Below are 14,448 nucleotides of genomic sequence, written 5' to 3'. Positions count from 1 at the left end.
AATCCTCGGTACACATCACTCTAACTCTCGAGGTTGGTTCCTCCTGTCTAGGGTGCTGAAGGTTACTTTGCCCAGCTATGCCTACGACGCATAGCTGATGCCCGAAGGGCATTTCTTGAGTGCCCTTACGGGTGCCTAGCATTGATTTAATTCCCAGGCTGAGGGACCTCTCAATGCGTCCAAGCCAACGTCGTCCTCCTTCCGGGATCCATCAGCATCAATGAGCCAAGCAAGGGGCGAGGCACACATGACCGACCACAACGCATCCGGACAGCCGGGGACCGAGAACTCCGCCCCGATGGCAGCGTCGGGCCTTCTGGCCGGACTGGGAGCCACCATTCCGCTGGTTGCCGCGCCCATGGCGGGGGGCCCCAGCAACCCCTCTCTTGTTTCGGCAGCCGTCAAAGCGGGCGGGTTGGGTTTGCTGGCCGGCGGCTACAAAGCCCCCGAACAGCTCGCCCAACAGATCGTCGAGGTACGTGCCCGGATCTCCACTTTCGGGGTCAACCTGTTCGGTGTGAACCTCTTTGCGCCCAACCCGGTGCCGATCGACAAGGACGCCTTCGTTGAATACGCCGAATCACTCCGAGAACTGGCAGCCAGGTACAACCTGCCTTTGGACGAAGTAGATGCCTTGGAAGACGATGACGAGTGGGAAGCCAAGGTGGACTTGCTGGTCGGTGATCCCGTCCCCGTGGTCAGCTTTACCTTCGGGCTTCCCCCTGCCGAGGCCGTCCGCCGGCTGCGGAAGGCAGGCTCGTTGGTGTTCCAGACTGTGACGAACCCGAACGAGGCGAAACAAGCTGCGGAGCTAGGTGTCGACGGTCTCGTGGTTCAGTCGTACAAGGCCGGCGGTCACTCAGGAACCTTCACCCCGGCGACACCTGTAGAGCAAATAGCCTTGGCCGAGCTGCTCGACCGCGTCCGTTCACAGGTTCAACTCCCTATCTGGGCAGCCGGCGGCATCTCAACGCCGGCCGGTGTTCGGGAAGCACTTGCCCACGGTGCCGAGGCTGCCGTCGTTGGAAGCGTGTTGCTGCGCAGCCCCGAAAGCGGAGCCTCCAAACCCTACAAAGCAGCCCTGGCCGACACCAGCCGCACCGAAACCATCGTCACCACGGCGTTCTCAGGCCGCCCTGCGAGAGCGCTGCGCAACGCCTTCGTGGACCAGTTTCACGGTGTCGCTCCCAGTGGGTACCCGGCAATCCATCACCTGACCAGTCCTATCCGTAAAGCAGCTGCGGTCGCCAACGATCCGGAAAGCATCAATATTTGGGCCGGCACAGGCTACCGCGACGCCACCGAAGAACCAGCAGCAAATATCCTGCGGCGCCTCGCCGGAGCCAGCTAACGGCAAGGCTGCTGTTCGCGAAAGTTTCGCTGATACCCGGCCCGCTACGTAAGCTTCGGCACCAGCACCGGGGTGTTCAGCTTGTAGTCCTCATAGTCGGACTGGCCGCCCCACTTCCTGTCCGCTTTCTCCTCCAGCGGGGGCACGCCGCTGCCCTTGATCAGCAGCAGTGCCACGAACACCGGGGATACCAGGGCAGCCCACTGCCAGCCCTGCAGCACCGGCAGGGCAATAATGGCCACGCCCACCCACAGCGTGATCTCGCCGAAGTAGTTGGGATGCCTGGACCTGGACCACAGGCCGGTGTTGATGAAGCGGCCCTTGTTGGCGGGGTCGGCCTTGAAGCGGGTTTTCTGGAAGTCCGCCACGGTCTCAATCGTGATCCCCAGCGCCCAAACCAGCAGGCCCACCCAGAAGAACGCGTCCAGTCCCACCTTCCGGTCCGACGTGATGGCCACCCATGCCAGCGCCGCGGTGAGCACCACCCACAGGCCCTGCAGGGTCCAGGTGTTCAGGAACCGGGCAAAGTCCGTCTTGAGCTCATCGAACCGGTCGTCCTTGCCGTGCTTCATCACCCGTTGGAAAAGGTAGCCGCCCAGCCGGGCAGCCCACAGCACCACCATTGCCGCCAGCAGCATGCCGCGGGCATCCACGCCGGGCGAAGCCAGCACCAGGAACACCGTGATGGTGATGTACGTCAGGGCGCCGGTGAGGTCGTAGAACTTCTCCGTCTGCGCCTTATAGGAGGGAACGAACACGAGCCACTGGATCACGAAGGCGGCAGCCACACCCAGTGCGAACACGGGGAAACCGCCCACGGAGGAGCCGCCCTGGCTCCCCGCGAGGGCGATGAGGACCGCGGCCACCACCGCGATGGGAACGCTGATAAGCGCCTTGCGGCTTTTTTCGGTCATGCTGTGTGGTCCTTTCACGCAATACTCCGTGCTCACTTAGTCTTCGGAGCCGGGACGGCGTTGTATGGGTGGCCCGCGTAGCCCGGGTCAGCGTGACTCCCGCGGAAGAGCCGCCGGGCTTAGACTCAGCGCACCACTGACGGCAGAGGCGGGAAGCCATGAAGAGCATCCGGGCGCAGGTCCTTGAAGCAGAACAAAACGCTGACGTTGGGCCCGGAGAGGACGAACGGTTTTCCGGCTACGGCGTGATGGGCCTGCCCTTCAGCTCAGGCCATGTCCTGGCCATGCGGCGGTTCCCCGTGACCAGCGTCGGGCCGGGCTACACCTCGCTGTGGTTGCGGCGCCCCACCGGTGCGTGGACCATCTACGCTGACGCACCGCCCGATCTCTCCTGCGCCCGCTACTTTGGCGCGGCCCTGGATGAAGCCGTCGAATGCCCTGTTGACGTCACCTGGACGGGCGACGCCGCCTTAAGCGTCACTGTGGGCGGAAACGTCGACCTTCGCTGGGACCTCGAGCTGACGCCCACTCCCGTGACCCGCGCCATGACAGCGGTGATGAGCGCACTGCCCGCACCGCTCCTGGAAAGCCATCCGTTCCTGCGGGTCATGGGTGCCGCAGCAGGACCTGCGCTGCGGGCAGGGCGGCTCGGGTTGACGGGCACCGTGCCCAACCGGCAGGGCTTCCGCGCCAAACCACGCCGGATGTGGTTTGTGTCCGGCAGCTCGGCGTCCCTGGACGGCGAGGATTTCGGCAGCCCGCAGCCCCTGCGCATCCAGACCGGGCTGGGCGATTTCTGGATCCCCCAGCGCGGCATCTTCCTGATCGGCGCGTCATCCTACGACCGGTTTGATCCCGTCCGGCATCTTCCGGACAGCGCGCGCCGGGCTGCTTAGCGTCAACCGTTACGCCACCAGCTTGGCCACCAGCTCCCCGCGGCTCCCCACGCCCACCTTCCCGAAAAGCGACTTCAGATGGTCGTGCACCGTGTGCGGGGAGATGAACAGGTGGCTGGCGATGTCCGCCGTCGCGTTTCCGGACAGCACCTCCAGGCAGACGTCCCGCTCGCGGGCGGTCACCCCGTAGGCCGCCAGCAGCAGGGTGGCCAGGTCCTGGGTGGTGGCCGGCTCCACGGTGACCACCATCTGTTCGGGGTCGTCGCCGGTGATCAGGCGGCTGGCCTGCAGCACCACCCAGTTTTCCCCGGCGTCACGCATCCTGGCCCGCGCCGTGCCGGAAACGGAAGCGTGGGCCTGAGCCACCACCGAGTGCAGCGTCATGGTGAAGCGGCCCGGCGCCGCGTCCTCCACTCCGGCCAGCCAGGCGGCCGCGGCCGGCGTGGCAGCGCGCAGCTCACCGTGCAGCCCGGCGATCACAATCACGGGCCCGACGGCGGCCGGGCGGGCCGGGTGCCCCGCGCGGACGGCGATCCTGGTCGCCGCGGCCAGGGTGGCCGTCACGGCCTCCAGGAATTCCACCTCCCGGTCGGTGAAATCCTTGCCGCCGGCCCGGAAGATGCTGCCCACTCCCCAGCACGCGTCGTCGATACGGAAGGCGGCGCGCAGTTCGTGGTCCAGCCCCTGCGGCTTCAGGAGCTCGTTGATCCGGACGCTGCGCACCACGTCCCGGTGCGCCGCATCCGAGATCCTCGCAATCGGACGCTGCCGCCGCAGCAGCTCAGCGAACGTGTTCGGTTCCTGGCCCGTGTATTCGCATTCGGCGAAGCGGAGGCTGTACTCCTCATATTCGTCCCTGCCGACCGGCCACGGCCGGTAGTTGCTGATAGACGTCATCACCATGGAGTCGGGGTCGACGGCGGCCCAGCAGCCCTGCTCGAATGGCACCTCCCGCTGCACGACGGCGAGCGCCGACGGATATAGGTCAGCCAGGGTCATTCCGCCGGCGGCGAAGGCAGCGATCTCCCGCCGGGCACGCTCGGCGCGCTCTTCCCACATAGCTCCAGTATCCGCCCGGGGGGCGGCGCCGCAATCCCCCAAAGTGGGGGTTCTTCAAGCACCCCGGAACCCCCTTGCGGGGGATGGGGCAGGCGCGCACCGCCGTCGTACTCTTTCCTCATGAACGCCGTATCCCAGGTTTTCGCGGTACTGGCCGGCCTGATCTACATCGTGGTGTTCCCGCTGGAAAGTTTCCTGATGCACCGCCCGGTGGCGCAGAAGTTCCTGAGCACCCCGCCGCAGAACGTGCCGGCCGTGATGATGTGGGCCGTTCCCACCGGGTTCCGCAACCTGGTGATCGGCCTGGGAGTTCTGGCCGGAGTGGTGGCGGTGAACATGGGTTACCTGGTGGCGGGCTACACCCTGGTGATCTACTGCTGCGCCAACATGGTGCTCACCGCGCCCGCCATGCTCCTGGCGGACATGCTGGGCCATTACCCCAAAAAGGGCGACAGCATCCCGGGAACTCTTGGCGCCACGCTGCCGGCCCTGATAGCGCTGATCGCGCTGCCGTTTTGAACGAATATTGGAGGTCAACAATGGGACAGGCTCGCGACGTCATGGACCGCCTGATGGCGGCCATGGGATCAAAAGACAAGGAGACGCTGGCACGCTGCTACGCCCCCGGCGCAGTGGCCTACACCCCTGACCAGGGGGAACTCCGCGGGCGTGACGCCATCGCCGGGTACCTTTTTGGCTTTTGGGAAGCCATGCCGGATGTCCGGTATGAGCATACGGAAAAGCACGAGGCAGGCAACGTGGCCATCGACGAGGGATTTGTGGTGGGCACCAACACCGGGCCCCTGCGCATGCCCTCCGGCGAGACCCTGCCCGCCACCGGCCGGCAGCTTCGGATCAGGAGCTGCGACGTGGCCACGGTAGAGGGCGCCGGGATCACCTCCCACCACTTCTACTTCGACCAGATGGAGTTCCTGGCGCAGCTCGGGCTGATGCGCCAAATGTCAGAGCACTGACCGGTGTCCGGGCAGGGACCGGGCAGGTCCCTCAGAAGTTTGCCGCCGCAAGTGCCTCGTCCAGGATCGCCAGTCCCGCGGCGGCGTCGGCGTCGCCCACGTTCAGTGGCGGGGCCACATGGATCCGGTTGCCCATGATCAGCGGCAACAGACCACGCTCCAGGCACGCCTTGGCGAAGGAGGCCATCGGCGCGTTCGATGCACCGACGGCTCCCGGCGCCACGAGCGGTTCCTTGGTGGCCCGGTCGTGGACCAGTTCCATGCTCCACAGTCCGCCGATGCCGCGCACGTCACCGATCACCTCGTGCTTCCCGGCCAGCCCCTTCAATCCTGGCCCGAGAATATCAGTGCCGAGGCGGGCCGCTGCAGCGACGGTGCCTTCCTCATGCATCGCAGTGATGGCACCGACCGCTGCCGCGCAGGCGAGCGGGTGGCCGCTGTACGTCAGGCCAGCCGGGTAGGGGCGCTGGGTGAACATCTCGTAGATCGCATCACCAATCAGGACTCCGCCCAGCGGTACGTAGCCCGAGTTCACACCCTTGGCGAACACCAGCAGGTCCGGTGCCACGCCGTCGTGGTCGACGCCGAACCAGGCTCCCGTGCGGCCGAAACCGACCATCACCTCGTCGGCGATGTAGACGATGCCGTGCCGGCTGCACAGTTCGCGGACGCCGCGCAGATAGCCGGCCGGCGGCACGATGACGCCCGAACTGCCCGTCACGGATTCCAGGACCAGCCCGGCGATGGTGGACGGGCCTTCCAGGAGGATCACCTGCTCCAGATGCGCGAGCGCCCGCTCACACTCTTCCTCTGCGGTACTTGATCCGAATGCCGTCCGGTACAGGAAAGGTCCGAAAAAGTGGACGGCACCCGCCGCTCCGGTGTCCGACGGCCAGCGGCGGGGATCGCCCGTGAGATGGATGGATGTGGTGGTGGAGCCATGGTACGAGCGGTAGGCGGAAAGGATTTTCGGCCGGCCGGTGAAGAGACGCGCCATCCGGACCGCGTGCTCGATGGCCTCCGTGCCGCCGGTGGTGAACAGGACATGCCCGAGCCCCTCGGGCGCTACCTCCACAATCAGACGCGCCGCCTCGCCCCGGATGTCGGACGCGTTCCCGGGCGCAAGCGTGCACAGCCGGTCGGCCTGCTCCTTGATGGCGGCGACAATCTTCGGATGCTGGTGACCGAGGTTGGTGAACACCAGCTGGGAGCTGAAGTCCAGGTAGCGCCTGCCGCTGACGTCGGTGACATGGCTCCCGGATCCGCCCACCAGGGTGGGCACATCGCGCGGCCCCTGGACAGCCCATGGATGGAAGACCAGTTCGTCGAGGTTCATTGCACGTTCCTTCCGCACACCCACGCGGGCCGCTGCTGCTTCAGCGCAGGGCGGCCCGTGGCCGGTGACTATCCCGTCAACCGGCTACTGTGTGCGCTGGGAGAGGTTGAGGATGTTGCCCTCGCTGTCCAGGAACCAGGCCGATTTGCCCCAGTCATCCGTGGCAAGGCCGTTCTCCGTCTTCAGCCCGGGCATGTCGTAATCCTCGAAGACCACTCCCCTGCCCCTCAGTTCCTCCATGTCGCGTTCGATGTTGTCCGATTCCCAGCCCATCTGCGTGTTCTTCGCCGAACCCGCATTGTCGGTCTGGTAGATGAGGAAACTCGTTCCGTTGCCGCAGCGGTACAGGAGGCTGTACTCCTCCATGGCCTCTGAAGATTCAAGGCCGAGCTTGTCCCGATAAAATTCCTTCGCCCTGTTGATGTCCTTCGCAGCGAGGACGGCCATGACTGCAGAATCCTTAAGCATGATGAATTCCTTTGTGCATTGTTCGCGTCGGCGGCGATGCTCTCCCCTTTGACGTTCCCGGAATATCCCTACTCCGGAGGCGCGTGGCAACCCTGTCCGCCATAAGCCGGGTTGGCCACCTGGGACCCTGCTGCGCAACGCCAGCCTTCATCGGCGCGAAAGAGTCCCCGAAGCTTATGGGCCCATTATGGAACCGAATTGCGGCTACGGAAATAGGCGATTCCTAGTGGCCGGGTGCCCGGTTCAAACCCTTGGCGTAGGCAGCCTGGCCCAAGTGCTGGAGGCAGTCCGCGAGGATGCTGACCAGGCGTACGCCGAGGGTGACGGGCGGGTTCCAGCGGGTGTCCACCACGCGGTCCAGGTCTGCGCCCTCGAGTGTTTTCAGGAACCCCACGGTCTGCCGGTGGACCGCGTCGTAGTACTCCAGCAGCAGGCCCGCCGGCGCCTGCACCGCGTCCACCTGGTCGCTGGAATGGCCGTAGCCGGTATCCTTCCGGGACAACGGAAGGCCGAAGCGGCCCACGAAGTCCTGCCCGGTCCACACCTGTTCGAGCCCTGCCGCGTCCGCCACTTGCGCATCTTCCACCCGGCCCAGGTGCCAGATCAGCCATGCAATCGAGTTGCCGGTGCCCGCCGGCCTGTTGGTGAGGGATCCGCCGTCGAGCCCGTCAAGGACCCCTTCCACCGTCTCCCGGATCCTGCCGAAGGCGTCCAGCAGCAAATCATTGGATTTCATTTTGAGCTCCCTCACGGCCATCATGTCGTTCCCTGGATCAGGAACCCTGGCGCCATCCTATGCGCGCTGTTTTTCGTTGAGGGGCGGCGGGTCTGCGGAAGGTGAACAATGGTTCCATGAGCTACCGGAAGGATCCCCTGGTGGACCAGTACATTGATGCCCTTCCGCCGTGGCAGCAGGACATTTGCCACCAGGTGCGGGACCTCGTCCACGCGGCCGACCCCGACGTCGAGGAGACCATCAAGCGGACCGTCCAGCCCTACTTCGTCCTGGAAGGCAACGTGTGTGCGCTCCTCGCGGCGAAGGACCACGTGAACGTTTTCCTGTACGACGGCGGGCTCTCCCCGGACCCGCAGGGCATCATCACCGGCGGGCACGGCAACAAGACCGGCCGCACCGTCGCCATCAAAGAAGGCGAGCCCATCAACGGTCAGGCTTTGGGCGACATTTCACGGCGATCATCGCCACCAACCGTGCCGGCGGCTGGCGGAGGGTCACTTCGGGCCAGTAGCCGGTCCCGGGCGGACCATGCGGATCTCGGGCAGGCTTTCCCATTCCGGCGGCAGCAGCGCGCTCCTTCCGTCGGGCCGGAAGCCGTTCTTGCGGTAGAAAGCGTGCGCGCGGGGGTTGCTTTCCAGCACCCACAGGTACGCGGGCTGCTCGCCCACGGCGGCTGCCAGCAGCGCTGCCCCAAGCCCTGTGCCGTGCGTCCGCCGCAGCGTGTAGATCGAGTACAGCTCCAGCGGCACGGGACCGTCCTCGTCACGGCCCGGACCGGCGTCGGCAAATCCCACCACCGCGCCGGTGGCGTCCTCGGCGACGATCCGCGGGGCGGCATCAGCAAGAAAACGACGACGGCGTTCCACGCGTTCCGGGACGGCGTCCCGGCGGGCACGGAAAAAGTCAGCCGACAACAGGTGCGGGTAGCACTCCTCGTGGGCCAGCGTGTGCATCTCCACCAGCGCCTCGGCGTCGCCAGGAACAGCCTGGCGAAGAACGTAGTCCATCCCCCAGCCTAACCAGTGGCGGCCTGCCCAACCCATCCGATCCTCCCGAGCCAGTCGGCCAGGATGGGCAGCACCACTGAACTGTGCATCGCGCTCAGGTGGTTGAGGCCGGGGAGGACGTGCACATCCCAGCCGGCTGCCACGAGTTCATTCCGGTGCTCAGCCAACGGCGGGCCGATCCGCACCTGCACCCCTCCCCACTGGGGGCTGTAGTCGATCTGGTCGTCTCCGCCGGCGAAGGCGAGGCGCGGCAAGGCAGCCGGGGCCGCCGTCGTCGAATCGTTGAAGTCCCGGAGCGCCTCGTAGAGGGTGACGAACTGGCGGGCCTGGGCCTCCGTGGTCTGGACGGCAGCAGAGTCCCAGTCCCCCGGCTCGGCCTCGGCCACCGGCACCGACGCAGGATCCGGGGCTTGGGTGGACGCGGTGTGCGCGGCCCGGGTCACGGCCAGCATGCTCCGGTACGGGCCGTCCATCGGCGGGAACCCGCCCATGGCAAGGGCCCGGAGACGGTCGGTGCGCAGGGACAGCTGGAGGCCGGCCAGCGCCAGCCAGGAGTAGCCGTAGTAGCCAAAGGCGTCCGCGCCGGCGGCGTCGGCGATAGCCAGGAGGTCGGCGGCGAGGTTGTCCGGCGTGAGGGTGTCCGGGGCGGGGTAAGCCATCCGGTGGCCTTCATAGTCGGCGTGATCACGCCGTTCGTCGGCGACAGACCGTTCACGAGGGCCGGTCCGAGGTCCGGCTCGCCGCCCCACTTGCTGATGATCCCGGCCTCGGCGGGCGGATGCGGCTGCAGCCGGACGGGCAGCAGCAGTGCCGGACCGTGACCGTGGACCGTGACGGGAAGGGTGGAACCATCGTGAAGCACGGCCTCCAGCTCAGCAGCCATTGCAGGTCCCTTCCTAAGTGCGGATACGCAGCACCTTCAGCATGGCATCAGCTCCCGCGTCTGTCGTCGCATATCCATCTGGAATACCAAATGTGCATCGAGATACCGTGGAGTAGGGGTTGTTCCACGCTTGGAATACCAAGTACCATCAACGAAGCCCGTTTTCCCCGCCGGGCGCCATCCCCAAGGAGACAATGATGTGCCTTCATGACCACACCTCCGCCCCTACACCGGCGGCCAGCCTCCCGCGCCGTGGCATCCTCGCCGGCGCCGCAGCGCTTGCCGGAATTTCCGTGGCCAGCATCGCCGCGCAGCTCGGCGGCGCTTCGGCGGCGCAGGCCGGCGAAAAGCCCTCAGGCCCGAACTACCACGGCAGCCCGCTGACCCATCCGCCGCTGATCATCGAAGGTGGCACCATCGTGGATCCCCAGACCGGCGGTGCCATCGAGGACGGCGTCCTGGTGCTGGACGGCGGCAAGGTGGCCGCCGTCGGAACGCGCGACGAGACGCGCGAGGCCGTTGCCGCCGTCGCCGGCCGTGCCCGTGTCCTGAATGCGTCCGGCCGGTGGGTGTTGCCCGGTCTTGTGGACGTCCACGTCCACGCGAACGCGCTTGCCGACGCGCGGGCCATTCTGCAGGGCGGCGCCACCAGCGTCCGGAGCGGGTCCAGCAGTTTCTACCAGGACGTGGCGCTGGCCGCGCTGCCGGCCTGGGCGCCCGGCGTCTCCCCGCGCATGACGCCTGCCGGACTGTTTATCTCCCCGGACCTCGGCGACTCGCTCCTTGCCGATCCGGACCTGGCACCCTTGGCCACGCTGTCCTCCGGCGTTCGGGAAACTGCTGACCTGGCGTACCTCACCCGCGTGAACCTTTCGCGCGGCGCCCAGGTCATCAAGACCCGCGCCAACCCGCGTGCGGGCATCCCGGAGCAGGACCCGCGCGAACTGGTCTACAACCAGGAGCAGCTGTCCGCTGTTGTGAAGGCTGCCAGGGGCGCGGGCGTGCTCTGCCACGCCTACAGTGCGGAGGGGATCGACGGCGCGGTCCGCGCTGGGGTGCGCAGCATCGAACACGGCGTCTTCGTCTCCGAAGGCACCATCGCGGAGATGGTGCGTCGGGGGACCTATTTCACGCCCACCATGGACGCGATCACCAGCATGGCGGCCTCCCCGAACCCCATCCTCGCGGCGCGCGGCAAGGAATACGCCCCCATCCTGCAGGCCGCGGTGCGGGCAGCAAAGGAGGCCGGCGTGACCATCGTGGCCGGCACCGACTCCTTCGGAACGGACGTCACCCCGATCGGCACCGAAGCCCGCCTGCTCGCCGAAGCCGGCCTGTCCCCGCTGGAGGCGCTGCAGTCAGCCACCGTCCACGCGGCGCGGCTGCTCGGGCTGGGCGACGATGCCGGCCGGCTGGTCCGAGGCGGCTTCGCCGACGCCATTGTGGTGGACGCGGATCCGCTGGCCAGCGCGTCCGCACTTGAGCAGGTCCGCGTTGTTGTGGCGCAGGGAGCGGTTGTCCGGAACGGGCTTTAACGACGGAATGCCGCGGACACCATTGCTGGTGTCCGCGGCATTTTTGGCTTGGCTTACTTGTCGCAGCCGATGCCGTCCCCATCGCGGTCCAGGTGCTTCCCGTAACCGGGTGAACCTGCGTAGACAGGTGCCGCGCCGGCAGCGCGCGCAGCAGTGCAGTTCGCGTAGTAGGCGGCAGCCGGAGCGGGGGCAGCCGGAGCCGCGGGAACCGCGGGAGCCGGTGCCGGGGCGGGTGCAGCAGGAGCTGCCGGTGCCGGTACGGCCTTGCGGGCTGCGGCATCCCGTGCAGCCTGATCCGCCGCCGCCTGCGCGGCAGCGGCGGCTTCCGCAGCAGCCTTTTCGGCTGCTGCCTTTTGAGCCGCGGCCAGCTCGGCGGCAGCCTTTTCTGCAGCGGCCTTTTCGGCGGCAACCTTCTCGGCCTCGATCAGCTCGAGGGACTTGACCCCGAGTTTCACGGTGGAGCCCTCTTCCGCCTGGGTATTCTCAGCCGGGTCCTGGGAGATTACCTGCCAGTTGCTCTTCTTGACGATCGACTTGCCGTCCACTGTGTCCTTCGCCTCGACCTCAAACCCGAGGTCTTCCAGCTGCTCCGTCGCCTTATCGAGGGTCAGACCCACGACTCCGGGAACGCCAACCTTTGCCCAAGCAGTGGTGGCCACAGCAGTTGCCGCCGACGCCGGTTCCGTTGCCTCCTGCTTGCTGCTGCAGCCTGTGAGCATCAAGCCAGCGAGCACAACAACTGCCAGCGTCTTCTTCAGGGCTCCTCCCGGAGCCTGCGGATTGAGTGTCAATTTTCCCCCTGGGAATGTTTGTGTGGGTGATGCGGATGGGTGCGAAACCCGGGTAAAGAGAGCGCCTATTCGCAGGCCACGCCGTCGGAGTCCCTGTCAAGCGCGGGCCGGTAGCCACCCTGTCCGGCATACAGCGGAGCGGCGCCGGCAGCCTTCGCCGCGGCACAGTTCGCGTAATAAGCAGCCGCCGGTGCGGGCGCCGGGGCTGCAGGCGCCGGGGCAGGTGCCACGGGGGCGGGAGCAGGCGCTGCAGGCGCCGGGGCAGGCGCCACGGGTGCAGGAGCAACCGGGGCCGGAGCCTGAACAGCAGGAGCAGGTGCAACAGCGGCGGGTGCCGGCTCAGGTGCCACCGGTGCCGGTGAGGCTACAGGAGCCTGGGAAGTCGTCGGCGCGAGCTGTCCGCTGCAGTCAGCGAGGATCCGAGCCATGGCGTCGTGCTCCGCCTGGGTCACCCACAACCCGTAGGTCGCCTTCACCGAAATCTGCCGGGCGACATATTCGCACCGGAATCCCTTGTTCGGCGGCAGCCAGGTGGCGGCGTCGCCGTCGCCCTTCTTCATGTTCGTCGGCCCGTCGGTCGCCTGGAGGTTCATCGGATCGTTGGCGAACGCTGTCCGCTGGTCAGTGGTCAGCTGCTGTGCGCCCTTCTGCCAGGCGTCGCTCAGGGCGACTACGTGGTCGATCTGCACGGCCGAGCTGGTTGCGGTCCCCCGCAGGAAGCTGATGTTCGTGCCCGTGTAGGGGTCCGCCAGCGTACCGGACTGCACCTTGCACGGGACGCTGTTGGTGAACGTGATTCCCGTCAGGTCGCGTTTGAGGGTGTCATTCCGGGTGTCGCAGCCGTTGCGGTCAACGTCCGCCCACGCCTGGCCGAACAGCGCACGGTCATATCCCGTCTTCGGCGCGCGTCCCTTGATGGGCAGTGTGGCCAGCAGGTCCAGCGCCTTGGTTGCGTAGGCGGGCTGCGGGTTGGGCGACGTCACGGAGACACCCTGCGCCACCAGGGATGGCGTCTCGGGATCCAGCGGGGCGCCCGTTTCCTGTGCGGTAGGAGCGGACGACGGCGTTGCGCTGGCTGTGGCTGATGGGCTCGCCTTCGAGGATGCGGCTGTCACGGCCGTATCAGATGCGGCTGTCTCAAGATCCTGCGTGGACACACGAGGGAGGGCGAGTCCGCCGGCGATGAAAAGCGCGAAAGCGGTGGCGAGGGCAACGGCGCCTGCCTTCCGCTTTGCGGGGAGCCATGCCCAGGATCGGCGTCCGGTGAGCAGGACATAAAGACCGGTGAGGGCCGCCGAGATGGCCGCGAAGACCAGTGCGAGCCCAATCCCGCTGCTCAGCGCGCCCAAGAGCATAAACAGTGCGGTGATGCCGCCGACGATAAACGAGCAGACGCCCGGTTTACGCGGCGGCCTCGGTGACGGAACGGATGGTGCTGGACCCAAAAGGGCCTCGTATTCGGACATTCTTTCCCCAATTAAGTGGGCCCACAAAAAAGGCCCGGCAATTTGCCGGGCCTTCTGCTTAGCCCGGCAAATGTGTCGTCGACGAGCCTATTTCTCTTTTTTGGGGTTAACGCACGATTACTGTGATCCTCGCCTAAGATTGAGCAGCTCTTGATAAGGCCTTGAGGAAACTGTCCGGGCTGGGCAGTTTCGGCTTAACAATTGCACTTACACAGCGGGCATGCCGTCAACAGCCGCTTTCTTCCGGCGTTTGCTTCTGCCAACAGCAACGGAAATTGCCACGATCACGCCAATCATGACGAAAAGGGCGGTTATCAGAGTGCCGGCCCCGCGGAACCACACCCCGTCGCTTTCGTAGCCGAGCACTATCGCGTGGCTGGGATCCGCTTCCCGGTAGACCACTGTGACGTACGAGCCGACCTCGGGGTGCTGGTCATGGTCTACGGCTGCCCAGGTAACGTGGTACGTCCCGTCCCGGGACATGAACTCCACCTCAATGTCGCGCTCGGAAGCCTTCGTGACGTCGTCAAATTCAACGATGGTCCCCGTTGTGTGGGTACCGGTTCGGGCCAATTCCTCGTCGATGTTGATGAGGTGCTGCCCGAAGACGATCATCGCGGGCCCCAGGCAGAGGACCAGCACCGTCACAGCGAGGTTCAGCACTTGCCCCAGCGACAACTTCGACTTACGGTTTTCAGCAGTTCTACGCCCAGTCACTGCACCATTCTGCCGGACAACTACCAGCCCAATGGCACACGAACCGCGTACAAAACCCTCCCCGCCCCTCGTTGCTCTATCAGTGGTGGTCGCTATGCGGGGTGTTTGGGCGCGTTACCTGATGGAGCATCCCGGGTTTCCCTGCAGGAGCTGAGAGAGCGTCCGGGGTTTGGGGGCGGGAGGTGATGGGGCGTCGGGTTTGTGGGAGGGGTGTCTGGGTTGTTGTTTAAATGCGGGAGGCCCCGACCAGTTGCCTGGTTCGGGGCCTCGACCTTAATGGTTGTCCGGCGGTGACCTACTCTCCCACACCCTCCC

General features: G+C 66.2%; 15 protein-coding genes and 1 pseudogene. 6 read left to right on the top strand and 10 right to left on the bottom strand.

Annotated features, from left to right (window positions below):
• Positions 1–247: 247 nt before the first annotated feature.
• The gene (locus ACZ9BC_RS20740) at positions 248–1,351 is read left to right on the top strand and encodes an NAD(P)H-dependent flavin oxidoreductase (protein ID WP_476247584.1); all 1,104 of its coding nucleotides are present in this window, start codon (positions 248–250) and stop codon (positions 1,349–1,351) included.
• 44 nt (positions 1,352–1,395) lie between these two features.
• Here ACZ9BC_RS20740 and ACZ9BC_RS20735 read toward each other — a convergent pair whose 3' ends face one another.
• Positions 1,396–2,265, bottom strand: a complete 870-nt coding sequence (locus ACZ9BC_RS20735) for a DUF1295 domain-containing protein (RefSeq protein WP_476247583.1) — start codon at positions 2,263–2,265, stop codon at positions 1,396–1,398.
• Between the two features lie 158 nt (positions 2,266–2,423).
• On the opposite strand from ACZ9BC_RS20735, the gene ACZ9BC_RS20730 reads away from it, so the two are divergent.
• A complete protein-coding gene (locus ACZ9BC_RS20730; protein WP_476247582.1) occupies positions 2,424–3,161 on the top strand; it encodes a hypothetical protein in 738 nt (245 codons plus the stop codon).
• Positions 3,162–3,170: 9 nt separating this feature from the next.
• Here ACZ9BC_RS20730 and ACZ9BC_RS20725 read toward each other — a convergent pair whose 3' ends face one another.
• Positions 3,171–4,220, bottom strand: a complete 1,050-nt coding sequence (locus tag ACZ9BC_RS20725; RefSeq protein WP_476247581.1) for a helix-turn-helix transcriptional regulator — start codon at positions 4,218–4,220, stop codon at positions 3,171–3,173.
• Between the two features lie 120 nt (positions 4,221–4,340).
• Between ACZ9BC_RS20725 and ACZ9BC_RS20720 the strand changes: the two genes are divergently transcribed.
• The gene (locus ACZ9BC_RS20720) at positions 4,341–4,739 is read left to right on the top strand and encodes a DUF1304 family protein (RefSeq protein WP_476247580.1); all 399 of its coding nucleotides are present in this window, start codon (positions 4,341–4,343) and stop codon (positions 4,737–4,739) included.
• Positions 4,740–4,759: 20 nt separating this feature from the next.
• Positions 4,760–5,194 carry a nuclear transport factor 2 family protein gene (locus tag ACZ9BC_RS20715; RefSeq protein ID WP_476247579.1) on the top strand — a complete coding sequence of 145 codons (435 nt, stop codon included), beginning with the start codon at positions 4,760–4,762 and terminating at the stop codon, positions 5,192–5,194.
• Between the two features lie 31 nt (positions 5,195–5,225).
• Here ACZ9BC_RS20715 and ACZ9BC_RS20710 read toward each other — a convergent pair whose 3' ends face one another.
• The 3 genes from ACZ9BC_RS20710 to ACZ9BC_RS20700 all read right to left on the bottom strand — a co-directional run bounded on the left by ACZ9BC_RS20710 (position 5,226) and on the right by ACZ9BC_RS20700 (position 7,734).
• Positions 5,226–6,554: an aminotransferase class III-fold pyridoxal phosphate-dependent enzyme gene (locus ACZ9BC_RS20710; protein ID WP_476247578.1), complete on the bottom strand. Its 1,329-nt coding sequence runs from the start codon at positions 6,552–6,554 to the stop codon at positions 5,226–5,228.
• Between the two features lie 60 nt (positions 6,555–6,614).
• Positions 6,615–6,998, bottom strand: a complete 384-nt coding sequence (locus ACZ9BC_RS20705) for a VOC family protein (protein ID WP_079598505.1) — start codon at positions 6,996–6,998, stop codon at positions 6,615–6,617.
• A 223-nt stretch (positions 6,999–7,221) separates the two neighbouring features.
• Positions 7,222–7,734, bottom strand: a complete 513-nt coding sequence (locus tag ACZ9BC_RS20700) for a mycothiol transferase (RefSeq protein WP_476247577.1) — start codon at positions 7,732–7,734, stop codon at positions 7,222–7,224.
• A gap of 116 nt (positions 7,735–7,850) precedes the next feature.
• Between ACZ9BC_RS20700 and ACZ9BC_RS20695 the strand changes: the two are divergent.
• A pseudogene (locus ACZ9BC_RS20695) lies at positions 7,851–8,129 on the top strand (DUF1801 domain-containing protein); the annotation flags it as partial.
• A gap of 99 nt (positions 8,130–8,228) precedes the next feature.
• Here the strand turns inward: ACZ9BC_RS20695 and ACZ9BC_RS20690 are convergent.
• Both ACZ9BC_RS20690 and ACZ9BC_RS20685 read right to left on the bottom strand, forming a co-directional pair.
• Entirely contained in the window at positions 8,229–8,741 is a 513-nt protein-coding gene (locus ACZ9BC_RS20690) for an N-acetyltransferase family protein (protein ID WP_476247576.1), read from the bottom strand.
• Positions 8,742–8,749: 8 nt separating this feature from the next.
• Entirely contained in the window at positions 8,750–9,400 is a 651-nt protein-coding gene (locus ACZ9BC_RS20685; RefSeq protein ID WP_476247575.1) for an alpha/beta hydrolase, read from the bottom strand.
• A gap of 418 nt (positions 9,401–9,818) precedes the next feature.
• Between ACZ9BC_RS20685 and ACZ9BC_RS20680 the strand changes: the two genes are divergently transcribed.
• Positions 9,819–11,159: an amidohydrolase family protein gene (locus ACZ9BC_RS20680; RefSeq protein ID WP_476247574.1), complete on the top strand. Its 1,341-nt coding sequence runs from the start codon at positions 9,819–9,821 to the stop codon at positions 11,157–11,159.
• Between the two features lie 53 nt (positions 11,160–11,212).
• Here the strand turns inward: ACZ9BC_RS20680 and ACZ9BC_RS20675 are convergent, their stop codons facing one another.
• The 3 genes from ACZ9BC_RS20675 to ACZ9BC_RS20665 form a co-directional block, all read right to left on the bottom strand.
• Complete coding sequence (locus ACZ9BC_RS20675; RefSeq protein ID WP_476247573.1) at positions 11,213–11,950, bottom strand: excalibur calcium-binding domain-containing protein; 738 nt, start codon at positions 11,948–11,950, stop codon at positions 11,213–11,215.
• Between the two features lie 65 nt (positions 11,951–12,015).
• Positions 12,016–13,416, bottom strand: coding sequence for a GmrSD restriction endonuclease domain-containing protein (locus ACZ9BC_RS20670; RefSeq protein WP_476247572.1), 1,401 nt, complete (start codon positions 13,414–13,416; stop codon positions 12,016–12,018).
• A gap of 207 nt (positions 13,417–13,623) precedes the next feature.
• Complete coding sequence (locus ACZ9BC_RS20665) at positions 13,624–14,133, bottom strand: DUF3592 domain-containing protein (RefSeq protein WP_476247571.1); 510 nt, start codon at positions 14,131–14,133, stop codon at positions 13,624–13,626.
• Positions 14,134–14,448: the final 315 nt, after the last annotated feature.

Source organism: Pseudarthrobacter sp. TE3704 (assembly GCF_056279405.1).
The sequence above is the reverse complement of the archived record's forward strand: the minus strand, read 5'-3'. Positions and strand labels throughout refer to the sequence as shown.